Annotated in this window: 15 protein-coding genes and 2 tRNA genes; 6 read left to right on the top strand and 11 right to left on the bottom strand. The window is 68.7% G+C overall.

The genetic code is table 11. The features are described from left to right. Positions 1–140: 140 nt before the first annotated feature. Positions 141–1493: an ammonium transporter gene (locus HFP48_RS11520; RefSeq protein WP_006937288.1), complete on the bottom strand. Its 1353-nt coding sequence runs from the start codon at positions 1491–1493 to the stop codon at positions 141–143. A 239-nt stretch (positions 1494–1732) separates the two neighbouring features. Here HFP48_RS11520 and HFP48_RS11515 point away from each other — a divergent pair, with 239 nt between their 5' ends. Beyond that, the gene (locus HFP48_RS11515; RefSeq protein ID WP_006937290.1) at positions 1733–4042 is read left to right on the top strand and encodes an FdhF/YdeP family oxidoreductase; all 2310 of its coding nucleotides are present in this window, start codon (positions 1733–1735) and stop codon (positions 4040–4042) included. Next, positions 4042–4854, top strand: coding sequence for a formate dehydrogenase accessory sulfurtransferase FdhD (fdhD, locus tag HFP48_RS11510; RefSeq protein ID WP_029543107.1), 813 nt, complete (start codon positions 4042–4044; stop codon positions 4852–4854). The genes HFP48_RS11515 and fdhD overlap by 1 nt, the downstream gene beginning before the upstream one ends. Positions 4855–4873: 19 nt before the next feature. On the opposite strand, the gene HFP48_RS11505 is transcribed toward fdhD, so the two are convergent. Next, positions 4874–6052, bottom strand: coding sequence for a lipase family protein (locus HFP48_RS11505; RefSeq protein ID WP_168579528.1), 1179 nt, complete (start codon positions 6050–6052; stop codon positions 4874–4876). A 62-nt stretch (positions 6053–6114) separates the two neighbouring features. On the opposite strand from HFP48_RS11505, the gene HFP48_RS11500 reads away from it, so the two are divergent. Further along, positions 6115–6783, top strand: coding sequence for a TetR/AcrR family transcriptional regulator (locus HFP48_RS11500; protein WP_029543103.1), 669 nt, complete (start codon positions 6115–6117; stop codon positions 6781–6783). Positions 6784–6894: 111 nt separating this feature from the next. Here HFP48_RS11500 and HFP48_RS11495 read toward each other — a convergent pair whose 3' ends face one another. Beyond that, entirely contained in the window at positions 6895–7767 is an 873-nt protein-coding gene (locus HFP48_RS11495; RefSeq protein WP_029543101.1) for a shikimate dehydrogenase, read from the bottom strand. A 102-nt stretch (positions 7768–7869) separates the two neighbouring features. On the opposite strand from HFP48_RS11495, the gene HFP48_RS11490 reads away from it, so the two are divergent. Continuing rightward, on the top strand, positions 7870–8520 hold the full coding sequence (locus HFP48_RS11490) for a TetR family transcriptional regulator (protein ID WP_006937295.1): 651 nt from the start codon (positions 7870–7872) through the stop codon (positions 8518–8520). Between the two features lie 166 nt (positions 8521–8686). Further along, positions 8687–10030: an MFS transporter gene (locus tag HFP48_RS11485; protein ID WP_168579527.1), complete on the top strand. Its 1344-nt coding sequence runs from the start codon at positions 8687–8689 to the stop codon at positions 10028–10030. Positions 10031–10230: 200 nt separating this feature from the next. Here HFP48_RS11485 and clpX read toward each other — a convergent pair whose 3' ends face one another. From clpX to HFP48_RS11460, 5 genes are all read right to left on the bottom strand, one after another. Beyond that, complete coding sequence (gene clpX, locus HFP48_RS11480; RefSeq protein ID WP_003938129.1) at positions 10231–11508, bottom strand: ATP-dependent Clp protease ATP-binding subunit ClpX; 1278 nt, start codon at positions 11506–11508, stop codon at positions 10231–10233. A 228-nt stretch (positions 11509–11736) separates the two neighbouring features. Continuing rightward, positions 11737–12399, bottom strand: a complete 663-nt coding sequence (locus HFP48_RS11475) for an ATP-dependent Clp protease proteolytic subunit (RefSeq protein WP_006937299.1) — start codon at positions 12397–12399, stop codon at positions 11737–11739. A gap of 49 nt (positions 12400–12448) precedes the next feature. Beyond that, positions 12449–13075 (bottom strand): ATP-dependent Clp protease proteolytic subunit, encoded by a 627-nt coding sequence (locus HFP48_RS11470; protein ID WP_003938127.1) that lies wholly within the window; start codon positions 13073–13075, stop codon positions 12449–12451. Positions 13076–13256: 181 nt separating this feature from the next. Continuing rightward, positions 13257–14633: a trigger factor gene (gene tig, locus HFP48_RS11465; protein WP_065923492.1), complete on the bottom strand. Its 1377-nt coding sequence runs from the start codon at positions 14631–14633 to the stop codon at positions 13257–13259. Positions 14634–14712: 79 nt separating this feature from the next. Next, positions 14713–14789, bottom strand: a tRNA-Pro gene (locus tag HFP48_RS11460). Between the two features lie 138 nt (positions 14790–14927). Between HFP48_RS11460 and HFP48_RS11455 the strand changes: the two genes are divergently transcribed. Then, positions 14928–15001: transfer RNA gene (locus HFP48_RS11455), tRNA-Gly, on the top strand. 8 nt (positions 15002–15009) lie between these two features. On the opposite strand, the gene HFP48_RS11450 is transcribed toward HFP48_RS11455, so the two are convergent. The 3 genes from HFP48_RS11450 to HFP48_RS11440 form a co-directional block, all read right to left on the bottom strand. Continuing rightward, positions 15010–15378, bottom strand: a complete 369-nt coding sequence (locus tag HFP48_RS11450; protein ID WP_029543093.1) for a carboxymuconolactone decarboxylase family protein — start codon at positions 15376–15378, stop codon at positions 15010–15012. A 60-nt stretch (positions 15379–15438) separates the two neighbouring features. Next, positions 15439–16830, bottom strand: coding sequence for a wax ester/triacylglycerol synthase family O-acyltransferase (locus HFP48_RS11445; protein ID WP_246872548.1), 1392 nt, complete (start codon positions 16828–16830; stop codon positions 15439–15441). A 169-nt stretch (positions 16831–16999) separates the two neighbouring features. Continuing rightward, positions 17000–17170 carry a hypothetical protein gene (locus HFP48_RS11440; RefSeq protein WP_164528111.1) on the bottom strand — a complete coding sequence of 57 codons (171 nt, stop codon included), beginning with the start codon at positions 17168–17170 and terminating at the stop codon, positions 17000–17002. Positions 17171–17196: the final 26 nt, after the last annotated feature.

Raw genomic sequence — 17196 nt, 5'->3', positions numbered from 1 at the left:
TTTCCGCGTCGAGAGGGACACCGCCGCGGTGCATCGCGGGTGCAGGCAGCGGTAACCGCCCCCTCGTCGCGAGAATCTCCCGCTCGACGACGAACGAGGCCCCCGCCGTAGCGGGGGCCTCACCCGTTGTCGGTCCTCGGTCAGAGCTTCTCGGCTGCCGCCTTGGACGTGAGTGCCGTCGCCGCCTCCGCGACCGACGCCGCCTCCGTACGGGACGTGCCGGTGAAGCCCACCGCGTCGAGCACGTAGGCGGTCTCGCCGTGCACGACGACGTCGAGACCCTCGTACTCGGCCTCCGGATCGACGCGCAGGCCCATCACCAGGTCGAGACCCTTGGCGATGATCCAGGTGACGACGAAGGAGTAGGCCAGCACCGCGAGCACCGCGACGGTCTGGGTGCCGAGCAGGCCGATTCCGCCGCCGTAGAACAGCCCGGCCGCGCCGCTGGGAGCCTCCGGCACCGCCAGGAAACCGATGAGCAGCGTGCCGAGAACACCGCCGACGAGGTGGATGCCGACGACGTCGAGAGCGTCGTCGTAGCCCAGGCGGAACTTCAGCGAGATCGCGAAGCAGCACAGCGCACCGGCCAGGGCACCGACGACCAGTGCGCCGAGCGGCGAGACGGCACCGCAGGCCGGGGTGATCGCGACGAGCGCGGCGATGAGGCCGGACGCGGCGCCGAGGGTCGTGGCGTGACCCTCCCGCAGCTTCTCGACGATCAGCCAGCCACAGATGCCGGCGCACGACGCGGCGATGGTGTTGAGCACGACGACCGAGGCGTTGTTGTCCGCGGCGAGCGCGGAACCGCCGTTGAACCCGAACCAGCCGAAGAACAGGATGCCGGCACCGAGAACGGTCAGCGGAAGGCTGTGCGGGCGGGGCGGATTCAGGAACGAGCGCCGCTTGCCCAGGACGATGATGACCGCGAGGGCCGCGATGCCGGCGTTGATGTGCACGGCGGTGCCGCCGGCGAAGTCGACCGCACCGAGGGTGTTGGCGATCCAGCCGCCGACGACGGACCCGTCCTCGGAATCGAACGCGAAGACCCAGTGCGCGACGGGGAAGTACACCAGCACAGCCCACAGCCCGGCGAACACCATCCAGGCCGAGAACTTCATGCGGTCGGCAAGGGCGCCGCACACGAGGGCGACCGTGATGCCCGCGAACAAGAGCTGGAATCCGGCTATCAGCGCCGGCGGGAGTCCCGGTTCGGCCGGCGCCTCGAGCAGCTGGCCGAGCCCGAGATACTCGAGGGGGTTGCCGAGCAGTCCGGCACCGCCGAGCGAGTTTCCGAGCACCGCCGAGTAGCCGAACAGGACCCACAGAACTCCGACGAGCGCGAAGCCCGCGAACGTCATCATGATCATGTTGAGCGTGCTGCGGACGCTCACCATGCCGCCGTAGAACAGCGCCAGCCCGGGAACCATCAGCGAGACCGCCGTGAAGGCCGCGAGAATCCAGGCGGTGTCGGCGGCAGCGATTGCCTCTTCCATAGGTGTCCACCTTGTTCAGTCCCGAGGGATCGCCCCTCGTACGTGTCGCGGTGACTGTCTTATGTTGTTAATCACCGTCATCTGAGAGTGAACCCAGTGTGTAATCTGCGTGGGAGCCGCCGGTGAACTTCGTGTAACGGCGGCTCGCCCCCGGCACAGCCCACCGCCGAGCGCTCGCTCGGGGGCGACCGGTAGCGTTCGAACTGGTATGCGCATCGCTCGCGGGTGAGGATGGACACATGACTCGACACGGTCCGCTGCACGACATCGTGGAATCCGACCTCGAGGTCACCGGACCCAAGGACCACGCCGCCGGTGTCCCGGCGGTCCTGGTGTCGCTGAAACGCGCCTACGAGCAGATGGGCGTGGCCCGCACGGCGGCCACGCTGCCGCGGCTCAACCAGCGGCACGGTTTCGACTGCCCGGGGTGCGCCTGGCCCGAGACGCCCGGCCACCGCAAGCCCGCGGAGTTCTGCGAGAACGGCGCCAAGGCCGTCGCCGAGGAAGCCACCCTGCGGACGGTCACGCCCGAGTTCTTCGCCCGTCACTCCGTCGCGGAACTGTCGGAGAAGACCGGCTACTGGCTCGGGCAGCAGGGCCGCCTGACCCATCCGATGGTCCTCCGCCCCGGCGCGACCCACTACACCCCCGTCGACTGGGACGACGCGTATCGGCTGATCGCCGACCACCTGCGTGCGCTCCCCACCCCGGACCACGCCGTCTTCTACACGTCGGGCCGCACCAGCAACGAGGCCGCGTTCCTCTACCAGCTGCTGATCCGCAGCTACGGCACCAACAACATGCCGGACTGCTCCAACATGTGCCACGAGTCCTCCGGCAGCGCACTCGTCGAGACCATCGGAATCGGCAAGGGCTCGGTGTCGGTGCCGGACCTCGAGCACGCGGACCTCATCCTCGTCGCCGGTCAGAACCCGGGCACCAACCATCCGCGCATGCTCTCCACCCTGGTGAAGGCCAAGGAGAACGGGGCCAAGATCATCGCGATCAACCCGCTCCCCGAGGCGGGGCTGCTCCGGTTCAAGGACCCGCAGCGCGTCGACGGCGTGCTCGGCCACGGCACGGACATCGCCGACGAGTTCCTGCAGATCCGCCTCGGTGGCGACATGGCGCTGTTCCAGGGGCTCGGCAGGCTGCTGTTCGAGGCGGAGGACGCCGCGCCCGGCACCGTGATCGACCGGGCCTTCGTCGAGGCCCACTGCGCCGGCTTCGACGACTACGAGCGGCACGTCCGCGCGGTCGACCTCGGCACCGTCCTCGAGGCCACCGGGCTGAGCGAGGCGCAGCTGCGGTCCACCGCCCGGGACCTGGCCACCTCCCAACGCACCGTGGCGTGCTGGGCGATGGGCCTGACTCAGCACACCCATGCCGTCGCCACCATCGCCGAGGCGGTCAACCTGCTGCTGCTGCGCGGGATGATCGGCAAGCCCGGGGCCGGGGTCTGCCCGGTGCGGGGGCATTCGAACGTGCAGGGTGACCGGACGATGGGCATCTGGGAGAAGATGCCCGAGTCCTTCCTCGCCGCGCTGGACCTCGAGTTCGGGATCACGAGCCCGCGCAGGCACGGGTACGACACCGTCGAGGCGATCCGCGCGATGCGCGACGGCCGGGCGAGCTTCTTCATGGCGATGGGCGGCAACTTCGTCGCCGCGACCCCGGACACCCACGCCACCGAGGAGGCGTTGCGCCGCTGCGAGCTGACCGTGCAGATCTCGACCAAGCTCAACCGCAGCCATCTCGTGCACGGGCGCACAGCGCTGATCCTGCCCACCCTCGGACGCACCGACCTCGACATCCAGGAGAGCGGCAAACAGCTTGTTTCCGTGGAGGATTCGATGTCAATGGTGCACCTGTCACGGGGCCGGTTGCAGCCGGTCGGCGACCAGCTGCACAGCGAGGTCGCGATCGTCTGCCGGCTCGCCCGCGAGCTGTTCGGCCCCGACCATCCGGTCCGCTGGTCGGCGTTCGAGGGCAACTACGACCTGATCCGCGACTCGATCGGGCGGGTCGTGCCCGGCTGCGAGGACTACAACACCAAGGTCCGCCGGCGCGACGGGTTCCAGTTGCCGCACCCGCCCCGCGACAACCGCGAATTCCGCACGCACACCGGCAAGGCCAATTTCAGCGTCAACGACCTGGTGTGGGTGCCCACTCCCCCGGGCCGGCTCGTGCTGCAGACGCTGCGCAGCCACGATCAGTACAACACCACCATCTACGGGCTCGACGACCGCTACCGCGGCGTGAAGAACGGCCGCAAGGTCGTGTTCGTCCACACGGACGACATCGCCGAACTCGGATTCGCCGACGGCGACCTCGTCGACATCGTGTCCGAGTGGCCCGCCGACGGCGCGGTGCAGGAGCGTCGCGTCCGCGACTTCCGGATCGCCGCGTACAGCACCCCGCGCGGCAACGCGGCCGCCTACTACCCGGAGACCAATCCGCTGGTCCCCCTCGACCACGTCGCGACGAAGTCGAACACCCCGGTCTCCAAGGCGATCGTCGTCCGACTCGAGCGGGCCGGGGCCGACTGATGGGGCGGGTCACCGCGCGCCGGCCCGTCCTGCGGATCACCGCGGACGGGCAGGCACGCCGACCGGACAGCCTCGCGGTGGAGGAACCGCTGGAGATCCGCCTCAACGGCCGCGCCCTGACGGTCACGATGCGCACGCCGGGCCACGACGTGGAACTCGCCCACGGATTCCTGCTCGCCGAGGGGATCGTCGGCGGCCGCGAGGACGTCTCCGTGGTGCGCTACTGCGACGGCGTCGACGACAGCGGCGCCAACACCTACAACGTGCTCGACGTCCACCTCGCGCCGGGGATCTCCGTTCCCGACGGTGCGGGCGCCCGCAACTTCCTCACCAGCTCCGCGTGCGGGGTGTGCGGGAAGGAGTCCCTCGACCGGATCCGCGGGCGCACCCGGTTCCCGCTGACCGACGGCTTCGTGGTCTCCGCCCGCGCGCTGGCCTCGATGCCACCACGAATGCGGCAGCGGCAGAAGGTTTTCCAGAGCACGGGGGGCTTGCACGCCGCCGCGCTGTTCACCCCCGACGGCACCCTGCTGGCGTTGCGGGAGGACGTGGGCCGGCACAACGCGGTCGACAAGGTGCTCGGCTGGGCACTGACCGAGAACCGGGTCCCGTTGCCGGACACCGTCCTCGTCGTCAGCGGGCGGGCCTCCTTCGAGCTGGTGCAGAAGGCCGTGATGGCCGGCGTCCCGGCGCTCGGAGCGGTGTCGGCCCCCTCGTCGCTGGCGGTCGATCTCGCCGCGGAGTCCGGCCTGACCCTGGTCGGTTTCCTCCGCGGCGACTCGATGAACGTCTACACCGGATCCGTCGTATGAGCGGGGGCCCGGGAACGGCTCAGCTGCAGTCCTGTTCGGGCGCGTCGCCCGAGCGGACCCCGTCGACGAAGGCCCGCACGTCGTCGTGGGAGGCCTCGAGCACGCCGCGGTGGTCGGCACCGTCGTAGACCCGGTAGGCAAGGGGGGAACCGTTGCCGCACAGGGTCTTCGTCACCTCGTCGGTGACCTGCCGGGCCACGAGCACGTCCGCGGTGCCCTGCACGACGAGGGTCGGCACCGAGAGGGCGAGCTGCTCGAGTTCCTGCGTGGCGAAGTACTCGGTCAGGCGCCCGACGTCCGCACCGGGCGCGAACACCTGGTCCACGGGAACGGTCGCGGCCACCTTGCGCACGTCGTCCATGCACCCGGTGCGCGCCGCCGCGAGCAGCGGACGGGACGCGTCCGTGAGCATCGCGTCGGCGGACACCTCGGGGTCGGCGGCCTCGGCGCCGAGCAACAGGACGGGCAGGAAGGTCAGGGCCTGCGCGATCCCCGGGCCCCCGGTTGCGAAGTAGGCGGCGGTCTCGCTCGTCCGGCTTCCCGGCGCGAACGCGACCGCGCCCTGCAGTTCCAGTTCGGGAGCGCGCTCCGCGCCCTGGGCGGCGGTGAACAGGGCCGCATGCCCGCCCTGGCTGTGCCCCATCACCGTCCACCGGTTTCCGATGCCGGGCTCGGCCTCGCGTGCGGCACGCACGATGTCGACGACCGTGTTCGCGGCGCTGTCGCCGTTCATGTAGGGATGTCCGCCCGGCGTTCCGAGGCCCTCGTAGTCGGTCTGGACCACGGCGTAGCCGTCGGCGACCCACCGATCGAGCATCGCGGTGGTCCGCGAGAGGTAGCTGTGGGCGGGTCCGCCGACCGTGTCGGCCGAGGGCGCGCAGGCATCTCCGACACCCGTCGTGCCGTGCGCCCAGCTGATCACCGGCCATCCTCCGCCGGGGGCGTCGCCGCGCGGGATCGCGACGGTGCCCGACACGAGGATCGGGCGTCCCGTGGCGTCCTCCGAGAGGTAGGTGATCAGTTCCGTGCGCGCCGCGCTGGGCAGCGCCGCCGCGCTCGTCAGCGGCCGGGCGCTGATCAGCGAGCCGGGGGAACGCTCGGCAGCGGGGGCCGGTTCGGAATCCGCGCAGGCCGTGGCGGCCAGCACCGAGGTGACCGCGAGCGCCACGAGGACGCTCCGGGAGGAGAGATGACCCATGGAATCCTCCGTTAAGAAGTTCTTATTAATTGGAAAGTCGAACTTCTTAGTACAGTGGACGCATGGCAGTGTCAACAGGTCGTCTCGCTCTGCTGGATGCCGCGGAGGAACTCGTCGCCCGTCGCGGCATCCACGGCGTCTCGGCGCGCGAGGTGGTCACAGCCGCCGGTCAGCGCAACAATTCGGCGATCGCCTATCACTTCGGCTCGTGGCACGGACTGCTCGACGCGGTCTGGAGCCGGCACGCGCCGCACGTCAACGCCCAGCGGGCGGCACTGACGGACGCAGCCCACCTCGACGGCTCCCCGGCACTCGAACGGCTCGTCTATGCCTACGTCCATCCGCTCGTCACCGAGATCGCCCGCGGAAGGCCCAGCTACTGGGCTCGCTTCAACGAGCAGTGGCTCGCCACCGCCCCCCTGGTGTTCCTGGCGGTCCCCCAGCCGGGGGCCGTCCAGGCCGACTACTACCCGTCCGACGAGTCGCTCACCGTCCTCGCCTCCCTCCTGGAGACGATCGCGCAGTGTCTCGACCTCCCCGAAGCCGACGCCCGTCGGCGTGTGGGGCTGACGGTGCGCTTCGTCATCGGCTCGTTCGCCTCGTGGGAGCGCGCCCACGAGGCCGGGGACGCGACCGACCTGTCCACCTTCGAGTCGGAGATCGTCGAGCTCGCCTGCGCGATGTTGCGCGTGCCGGGCGGTGATTCGGCGCCGTCGTCCCGACCGCGGTGACACGGCGCCGTCGTCCCGACCGCGGTGACACGGCGCCGTCGTCCCGACCGCGGTGAGGCGGCGCCGTCGTCCCGACCGCGGTGAGGCGGCGCCGTCGTCCCCACGGACAGATCAGGCCGGCACCCGCTCCGCCTCGATCAGGGCCGTCATGTGGGCAAGCATGCGGTCGGCGTCGGGCTCCACCCCGGTGAAGATGCGGAATGCGTCGACGGCCTGGAAGACGGCCATGCCCGCGCCGGTGAGGGTCGGGGCGCCGAGTGCGCGGGCACGCAGGACGAGTTCGGTCTCGATGGGCCGGTAGACGACCTCGGCGACCCACAGGTCGGGGCGCAGCAGTGCCGGGTCGAAGGCCGTTCCGGGATGTGCGGCCATGCCGACGGGCGTCGCGTGGATCAGGCCGTCCGCGGCGGCCAGCAGCCGCGGCAGCTCGGCCGGCGTCGCGGACGAGACGGCAACGTCCGGGAACAGCACGGTGAGCGTGTCGCGCAGCGCGGTGGCGCGCGCGAGGTCGGGATCGACGACGGTGAACGCGCGCACCCCGCGGGTGAGCGCGGCGTACGCGACCGCCGCCCCGGCCCCACCGGCTCCGAGCTGGACGACCGCGTCGAGCGCGACGCCGGGGAGTCCGCGGTCGAAGTTGCGGCCGAAGCCGGACCAGTCGGTGTTGTGACCGATCGCGCGCCCGCCGTCGAACAGCACGGTGTTGACGGCGCCGAGGCGGCGCGCCTCGGGCGACAGGTCGTCGAGGTGGTCGATGACGGCCTGCTTGCAGGGATGGGTGATGTTCAGGCCCCGGAAGCCCAGCTCGCGCGCGGTGCGCAGCAGCCGCGGCAGGTCGGCAACCGAGAGGCCCAGCTCGTCGAGGTCGATGATCTTGTAGACGTAGCGCAGGCCCTGCCGCGCGCCCTCCTCCTCGTGCATCGGGGGTGTCAGCGAGGCACCGATGCCGGTTCCGATGAGGCCGCAGAGAATCGAGTCGGTCATGGCGGGCCTTTCACGTCACAATGTACGAACTAGTGAGTTACAAGCCATAGCGTACGGCCACGGGCGGCACGGAGACAAGACCCCGGTCGATAGGGTGGCGCCATGGCACCCGAGCAGACGACCGGCCGACGACGCCGCAACAGCGACCTCACCAGGGAGAACATCCTCGAGGTGGCCACCGCGGAGTTCGCGGACAAGGGACTGTCGGGAGCCCGGGTCGACGAGATCGCCGAGCGCACGCAGACCACCAAGCGGATGATCTATTACTACTTCGGCGACAAGGAGGGCCTCTACCGGGCCGTCCTCGAGAGTTCCTACGGGACGATCCGCGCCCAGGAGCGCGAGCTGGACCTCGAAGACCTCGGCCCCGTCGACGCCATCCGCGTGCTGGCCGAGGCCACGTTCGACCACCACGACCAGCATCCCGACTTCATCCGCATCGTCGCCAACGAGAACATGCTCCGGGGCGAGCACATCCGGCAGTCTCCCCATCTCGCCGGCCTGGGCGCCCCCGCCGTCGACGTGCTCACCGGCATCCTCGAACGCGGCCGGGCCGACGGCCTCTTCCGCGACGACGTCGACGCCCTCGACGTCCACCTGGTGATCAGCAGTTTCTGCGTCTTCCGCACCGCCAACCGGTACACCTGGCAGGCCCTGTTCGACCAGGACCTCGCCGCGGACGAGCTGCGAACCAGGCATCGGAGGATGCTGGGCGACCTCCTCGTCGCGTTCCTGACGACCCTGCCCGACTGAGGGACCTCGGGGGAATGCGCACGGAGACGCGTTCCGAAATTTTATGAACTATCTAGTTCATACATCTTGCGTTCACCGTGTGATGGCGCCTACATTCGAGACAACGCAGTACGAACCCGGGTTCGTATCTCGAACATCCCCTCCCCTTTTCCGCACAGGAGACGCGATGACCGCGCACACCCTCGACACGCCGGAGAATTCCGGTATGACGACCGAAATCCGCCCGCACGACACCACCAAGGTCAAGCGCGCAGCGTCGTCGGCCTTCCTCGGCAGCATGCTCGAGTACTACGACTTCTACATCTACGCATCCGCCGCCGCCCTGATCTTCCCGACCGTGTTCTTCCCCGACAGCGGCCACGCGGCGCTACTGTCCCTGTCGACCTTCGGTGTCGCCTACATCGCGCGGCCGCTCGGCGCCGTGGTGCTCGGCCACTTCGGTGACCGGGTCGGACGCAAGAACGTCATGCTGTTCACGCTCATCCTCATGGGCGTCGCAACCTTCGGCATCGGCCTGATCCCCAGCGCCGAGTCGATCGGCGTACTCGCTCCCGCGCTGCTCGTGTTGATGCGAATCTTCCAGGGCATCTCCGCCGCCGGCGAGCAGTCCGGCGCGAGCTCGTTGACTCTCGAGCACGCCCCGCAGAACCGTCGAGCATTCTTCGCGAGCTGGACGCTCAACGGCACCCAGGCCGGCTTCATCCTCGCCAGCCTGGTGTTCCTGCCCGTCGCGGCCATGCCCGACGACATCCTCTACAGCTGGGGCTGGCGCGTACCGTTCTGGGGCAGCCTGTTCGTGCTGGCCGCCGCGTACGTCATGCGGCTCAAGCTCGAGGAGCCCGAGGAGTTCGCGGAGACCAAGAAGTCCCACGAGGTCGCCAAGCTGCCGGTCGCCGACCTGCTGCGCACCCATCCGGCCAACCTGACCCGGGTGATCTTCTGCGCCTTCGTCGCCGTGGTGAGCACCATCTTCTCCGTGTTCGGCCTGGCGTTCGCGACCAGCGCCGAGGTGGGCATCGCCAAGTCGACGATGCTGGGGGTCGCGATCGCCGCCAACGCCGTCGCCTTGTTCAGCCAGCCCGCCCTCGCCGCCTTGTCGGATCGCGTCGGCCGTAAGCCCGTCTTCGTCACCGGCGTCCTCGGCTCGGCGGTGTTCATCTTCGTGTACTTCCAGGCCATCTCCACGGGCAACGTCGCGCTGATCTTCGCCGCCGGCATCGCCCTGATGGGCCTGCTCTACGCCGCGCCCAACGCGATCTGGCCGGCGTTCTACGCCGAGATGTTCAACACCAAGGTCCGCTACTCCGGCATGGCGATCGGCACCCAGCTCGGCTTCGCCATCGCCGGCTTCGCCCCCGCCATCGGCACCGCGCTCATGGGCGGCGATCCGACGAACTGGCTGCCCGTCGCCCTCCTGACGTCCGGCGCCTGCCTGGTGTGCGCCGTGTCCGCCCTGTCGGCGAAGGAAACCTTCCGCACCCCGCTGCGCGAACTCGGCAACCGCATCTGACCTCCGCTTACGTGGCCGAATGTCACATCACGTCGCTTCGAGTGACGTGATGTGACATTCGGCCACTGCGGCGTCGCGGGCACTGCGGCGTCGCGGGCACTGTGGCGTCGCGGCCACCGCGGCGTCGCAGGCTCCGGCGGAAGCACCCCACCTACGGCGAAGGCCCCGGCACGGATGCCGGGGCCTTTCACGCGGTCGGATCAGGCGGTCTTGTCGCGACGCTCCCGTTCGGGCTTGCGCGGCACGATCGTCGGCAGCACGTTGTCGTTGACGGTTTCGGCGGTGACGACCACCTTGGCGACGTCGTCGCGGCTCGGGATGTCGTACATCACCGGCAGCAGGACCTCTTCCATGATGGCGCGCAGGCCGCGGGCACCGGTACCACGCAGGATCGCCTGATCGGCGACAGCTTCCAGCCCGTCCTGGGTGAACTCGAGCTCCACCCCGTCCATCTCGAAGAGCCGGACGTACTGCTTGACGAGCGCGTTCTTCGGCTCCGACAGGATCTGCACCAGCGAATCCTTGTCCAGGTTCGTCACCGAGGCGACGACCGGCAGGCGGCCGATGAACTCGGGAATGAGACCGAACTTGATCAGATCCTCGGGCATGACCTCGGCGAAGTGGTCGGTGGTGTCGATCTCGGCCTTGGACTTCACCTCGGCGCCGAAGCCGATTCCGCGCTTGCCGACCCGGTCCGAGACGATCCTCTCGAGCCCGGCGAACGCACCGGCGACGATGAACAGCACGTTGGTGGTGTCGATCTGGATGAATTCCTGGTGCGGATGCTTGCGTCCGCCCTGCGGCGGCACCGACGCCTGGGTGCCCTCGAGGATCTTCAGCAGCGCCTGCTGGACGCCCTCACCGGACACGTCGCGGGTGATCGACGGGTTCTCGCTCTTGCGGGCGATCTTGTCGACCTCGTCGATGTAGATGATCCCGGTCTCGGCGCGCTTGACGTCGTAGTCGGCCGCCTGGATGAGCTTGAGGAGGATGTTCTCGACGTCCTCACCGACGTAGCCGGCCTCGGTCAGGGCGGTGGCGTCGGCGATCGCGAACGGCACGTTCAGCATCTTCGCCAGCGTCTGCGCCAGGTACGTCTTCCCGCAGCCGGTGGGCCCGAGCAGCAGGATGTTCGACTTGGCCAGCTCGACCGACTCACCCCGGGTGTCGCGGGCCTTCTCCCCCGCCTGGATCCGCTTGTAGTGGTTGTAGACCGCCACCGCCAGGGTCCGCTTCGCGGAGTCCTGCCCGATGACGTAGTTGTCGAGGAACTCGCGGATCTCGGCCGGCTTGGGCAACTCGTCGAGCTTGACCTCGTTGGACTCGGCCAGTTCTTCCTCGATGATCTCGTTGCACAGGTCGATGCACTCGTCGCAGATGTAGACCCCTGGGCCCGCAATGAGCTTCTTGACCTGCTTCTGGCTCTTTCCGCAGAAAGAGCATTTCAACAGGTCGCCCCCGTCACCGATACGTGCCATCTGTCAGGTCCCTACTTCCTCGTAAGCGTGCAACCGATCCCGCGACCGCCGACAGCGCCGGTCCGGGGAGCGGGCCCTTGGAACGACCGTACCCGGAGACTGCGACGGCGGTCGACCGGTTCCGGGCGATTCGGGCCATATTTTGTGCGGGGCGGCGGTAATGCCGCTCGAGCACACCGGCCCGGCCGCGAACGCGCGCGAGGCGCGCTCCGGGCCGGGCCGAGGCGGTTACTTCTGAGCCGAGAGTTTGCGGTACTCGAGCACGTTGTCGATCAGACCGTAGTCGACGGCCTCCGCGGCGGTGAGGATCTTGTCGCGGTCGGTGTCCTTGCGGATCTGCTCGGGGTCCTTGCCGGTGTGCTTGGCCAGGGTCGTCTCCATCAGGCGGCGCATGCGCTCGATCTCCGCGGCCTGGATCTCGAGGTCGGACACCTGGCCCTGGATGCCGCCGGTGGCGGGCTGGTGGATGAGCACGCGCGCATTGGGCAGGGCGAGCCGCTTGCCGGGGGTACCGGCGGCGAGCAGCACCGCCGCGGCCGAGGCGGCCTGGCCGAGGCACACGGTCGTGATGTCGGCACGCACGTACTGCATGGTGTCGTAGATCGCCATCAGCGACGTGAACGAGCCGCCGGGCGAGTTGATGTACATCGTGATGTCGCGGTCCGGGTCCAGCGACTCGAGCACCAGCAGCTGCGCCATGACGTCGTTGGCCGAGGCGTCGTCCACTTGCACGCCGAGGAAGATGATGCGTTCCTCGAACAGCTTGTTGTACGGGTTGGACTCCTTGACCCCGTAGCTCGAGTGCTCGATGAACGAGGGCAGGATGTAGCGGCTCGCGGGGGAAGCCGGAGCTTGGCCGCCGAGCTGGCGCGGATCGAACAGGTTGGTCATCGCTTCTCCAGGAATTCGTGGGGCGTAGAGCGGATCGGAGGGCTCGGAACTAGTTGCCGGTGCCGCCGGCCTGCTGCGCCCGCGAGACGACATGGTCGACGAAGCCGTACTCGAGTGCTTCCTTGGCGGTGAACCAGCGGTCGCGGTCCGAGTCCTTCGTGATCTGCTCGACGGTCTGGCCGGTGTGCTCGGCGATCAGTTCCGCCATCTCCCGCTTGGTGTGCGCGAACTGTTCCGCCATGATCGCGATGTCGCTGGCCGTGCCGCCGATACCGGCGGACGGCTGGTGCATCATGATCCGCGCGTGCGGCAGGGCGTACCGCTTGCCCCGCGTGCCGGCCGAGAGCAGGAACTGCCCCATGGAGGCGGCCAGGCCCATCGCGAAGGTCGCCACGTCGCACTCGACGAACTTCATGGTGTCGTAGATCGCCATACCGGCGGTGACGGATCCACCCGGGGAGTTGATGTAGAGGGAGATGTCGCGCGTCGGGTCCTCCGCGGACAGCAGCAGGATCTGCGCGCAGAGCTTGTTCGCGATGTCGTCGTCGACCTGGGTACCGAGGAAGATGATCCGCTCGCGCAGCAGCCGCTCGTAGACCGAGTCGCTGAGGTTGAGCCCAGCGGTGGCCGAGGTCATCGTGGGACCGATGGATGTCGCCGGATTCTGAGGAGTCACGGTACCTGCCTTCTCGTCAATCGTGGATTGCTGACACTGACAGTAACGAAGTGGGGCGGCACCGGATGCCCGGTGCCGCCCCACTTCGCTCAAAGCGGAAATTTCCGCTCTGCGTTCCCTGCGCAGAACCGTTGCGACGTCGCACATGCAATCGCGCGGCGCGGCAACGGGTCTCGCTCTACTACTCGGAGTCGCCCTCGCCGGCCGGAGCCTCGGCGTCCTCGGACTCGGCGTCGCTCTTCGTGCCGAACAGCTCGGAGGTGTCGATCGTGGCGCCACTGGTGTCGGTGACCGTGGCCCGGTCCACGACGTTGCCGAGGGCCTTGCCGCGCCGGACGTCCGCGTAGACGGCGCCGAGCTGGTTCGCCTGGCCGATCTGCTGGATGAACTGCTCCGGCGGGATGCCGTAGCGCTGCGCCTGGAAGAAGATGCGCTCGGTGAGCTCCTCCTGCTCGACGGTGGTGCCCTCGGCCTCGGCGATCGCGTCGAGCAGCAGCTGCACCTTCACGGCGCGCTCGGCCGACTCGCGGGTGTCGTTGTCGAATTCCTCGCGGCTCGAGCCCTGCTCCTCGAGGAGCTGGTTGAGCTTGGTCTCGTCGTGGTCGAGCGCGTGGATGGCATCGTGCAGGGCGCCGTCGATCTCGGCCTGGACGACGGCCTCGGGCAGCGGCACCTCCACGGCCTCGAGCAGGGCGTCGAGAACCTTGTCGCGGATCTGACCGGCCTGCTCGACCTTCTTGACGCGGGAGACCCGCTCGCGCAGGTCGGCCTTGAGCTCCTCGAGGGTGTCGAACTCGCTCGCGAGCTGCGCGAATTCGTCGTCCTCGGCGGGCAGCTCGCGCTCCTTGACGCTGTTCACCGTGACGGTGACCACGGCCTCCTCGCCGGCATGCTCACCGGCGACGAGCGTGGTGGTGAACTCCTTCGACTCGCCCGCGGACAGGCCGACGAGCGCCTCGTCGAGGCCGTCGATGAGCTGGCCCGAACCGACCTCGTGGGACAGACCGGTGGTGGAGGCCTCGGGGACCTCCTCGCCGCCGACGGTGGCGGACAGGTCGATGGACACGAAGTCGCCGTCCTGCACCGGCCGCTCGACACCGGTGAGGGTGCCGAAGCGCTGACGCAGCGACAGCAGCTGCTCCTCGACCGCCTCGTCGGTGACCTCGACGGGATCGACGGTGACCGCGATGGCGGAGAAGTCGGGGAGGGTGATCTCCGGCCGGACGTCGACCTCGGCGGTGAAGACGAGCTCGACGTTGTCCTCGAGCTTGGTGATGTCGACCTCGGGCTGGCCGATGACCTTGACCTCGTTGGCGGTCACGGCCTCGCTGTAGCGGGCCGGGATGGCGTCGTTGACGACCTGCTCGAGCACGGCGCCACGTCCGACGCGGGCCTCGAGCAGCTTGCGCGGGGCCTTGCCGGGCCGGAAGCCGGGAAGGCGGATCTGGCTGGCGAGGGCCTTGAACGCGCGGTCGAAATCAGGCTGGAGCTCCTCGAAGGGCACCTCAACGTTGATACGGACTCGCGTCGGGCTGAGCTGCTCGACGGTGCTCTTCACGGACATGCTCCTTCTGTCGTGCTCGTTGGTCGTTCGATCAAGCTGTCACCGGGTGCTCGGTCGTCCACCCGGTTCTTCCTGGTCGGGATGACAGGATTTGAACCTGCGACCCTCCGCTCCCAAAGCGGATGCGCTACCAAGCTGCGCCACATCCCGTCAACACCGGCACCCGGAACCTTCCGGGGACCCGAGGGAGAATCCTACGGCCCCCCGATTATGAAATCCAAAGCGAGGTTCGGTACAGTCTGTTCCTGCACGCGGCAGACCCGGCGATCCCGGGTCGATCGCATGCATGGGGATGTAGCTCAATGGTAGAGCCCCAGTCTTCCAAACTGGCTACGCGGGTTCGATTCCCGTCATCCCCTCCACCGGACCGTCACCGGTCCCGCTGTTCCTCGGCGTCGGCGAATTCGCAGAACGCGGTGTAGGCCCGCGACCCGTAGATCGTCGCCGGGCCGCCCTGCATCAGAAATGCGACCCCGATCGCCTCGGCCGCCTCCTGCCTGCTCGCCCCGGCCCGGACGGCGCTGCGCGCATGGGAGGCGATGCAGCCGTCGCATTCGTCGACGACGCCGATCGCGAGCGCGATCAGTTCCTTGGTCCTGGTATCCAGGGCCCCGGGGGCGAAGGCGGCCTTGCTGAGGGCATTGAAACCCTGATACACCTCGGGAATCGCCGCGCGCAGCGCCCGGTGCTGCGGATTCAGTGCGTTCAGGACTTCCTGGTAGTGCCCGTGCTCGCTCATGAGCCGACCGTAGACATCCTCACCCGGAACGGACACCGAATCGGCGGATTCACGTCGCCGTCACACGGCGTGCGAGAGGCGGAGCAGCCCGTCGATCTCCTCGGTGAAGGCGCGGACGAGATTCTCGGGATCGGGCACCCGGTCCGCGTCCGCCTTGAACCCCACCCGGACCTTGCCGCTGTAGCTGAAGATCGAGACGCCGAGGGTCTGATCGCCGGCGCCCGGCACCCAGGCGAGCACACCGCGGATCTTCGCCCCCGCCATGTACCGGTCGCTCGTGGGACCGGGAACATTGGTGGTCACCCCGATCGCCTTGCCGGAGAAGAAGTCCACGAAGAACCGTTCCAGCTCCGGACCGGTCCGTCCGATCGCCTTGATCAGGCCGAACGTGAGCGTCACCTCGGGAGAGTGCTTGATGACCTCCATCCGCCGGTGGGTCTCGACGATGCGTTCGAGCGGGGTCTCCAGTGCCGACGGGTACTTGAAGAGCACCAGAGCGAACTGATTCCCGAGTTCCTTCGGCAGGGGCTTGTCGAGGGGGCGAACGTTGACCGGCACCATCGTGGGCACGTCCTGCGGCTCGCCGCCGTGCTCGCGGATGTACGTCGCGAGCGCCCCGGCGACGGCTCCCATGAGCACGTCGTTGACGGTGGTTCCGGTCCGGTGACCGATGTGCTTGATGTCGTCGAGCGGAAAGGGCTCACACCACACCGCCCGTTTGGCCGTTCCTGGTTCGCCACTGAGCGGAGTGTGCGGTTTGGGGCCGAGCACGAGCTTGTTCGCGATCTCGCCGGTGCGTTCGGCCTGGGTGAAGGCGTCGCCAAGGACATGCGGATCGAGCAGCTTGGGCAGGTCGAGCAGCATGTGCGCAGCGCCGGACGCCGCACTGGCGGTGTTCGACACCGCGGCCCCCGCGAACTTGGCGGCCCCCTCGAGGAGACCGGCATGGTGCTCGGGCACGGCAATCGGGGCGTCGTCGAGGTCGCTGTCCGGGGTCTCCCCCGTCATCGAGAGCATCACCTGGTTGAGGGCTATGCCGTCACCGATGCAGTGGTGGAGCCGGGTGTAGATCACGGCTCCGTGCCGGTATCCGTCGATGAGGTGCATCTCCCACAGCGGGCGGCGACGATCGAACGGCACCGGCATCCGCCGTTCGATGTACCGCTGCAGCGTCGCGTCGTCGCTGCGGGGCAGGGTCGTCCGGATCAGGTGGTCGTCGAGGTCGAACTCCGGGTCGTCCTCCCAATGCGGCGACCCGACATGCGTGCGCGGTTGCACCGGCCGCTGCCGGAACGACGGGTAGGTGTCGACGAATCGTCGCTGCACGAGGGACACCACGCGCGACCAGTCGACGGGGCCCTCGAAGAACATCAGCGAGTCGATGATCATGAGGTTCTCGGGTCGGTCCATGTTGAGCCAGATGGTGTCCACCGGCCCCATCGCTCTGTTCACCGTGGCCGTCCCTTCTCGAGTGGGCGTTTACGAGTTTTTCACCGGTCGGCCGACCGCGGAAGGGTAATTGGCCCTCGGCCTGCTACGCGAACACCCCGCCCTGCTCGAGCAGGGCGGGGTGTTGCCGCGGCGGAGAGTGCGGTGGAGGCGCAGTCTCCTCGAGGTGCGGTCAGCGGCGGAAGAGCGCGCCGAGGGTGCGTGCCTGCGCCCCCGCGGCGGTGTCCTGGCCGCACGCGCAGCGGTCGGGTGCGGGCACGGAGCGCATGACGGCGTCGACGTGCTGGCCGCAGCCGCCCCAGCCGGTCTTTCCGCAGTTCGGGCAGGTGACGGGGTAACACATAGGGGTCCTCCTCGGGACGGGTAACG

Origin of the sequence: Rhodococcus sp. DMU1 (assembly GCF_012272955.1) — a bacterium.
Lineage (GTDB): Bacteria > Actinomycetota > Actinomycetes > Mycobacteriales > Mycobacteriaceae > Rhodococcus > Rhodococcus aetherivorans.
Note: the sequence above shows the minus strand (reverse complement) of the source record. Positions and strands in the feature narration are given on the sequence as shown.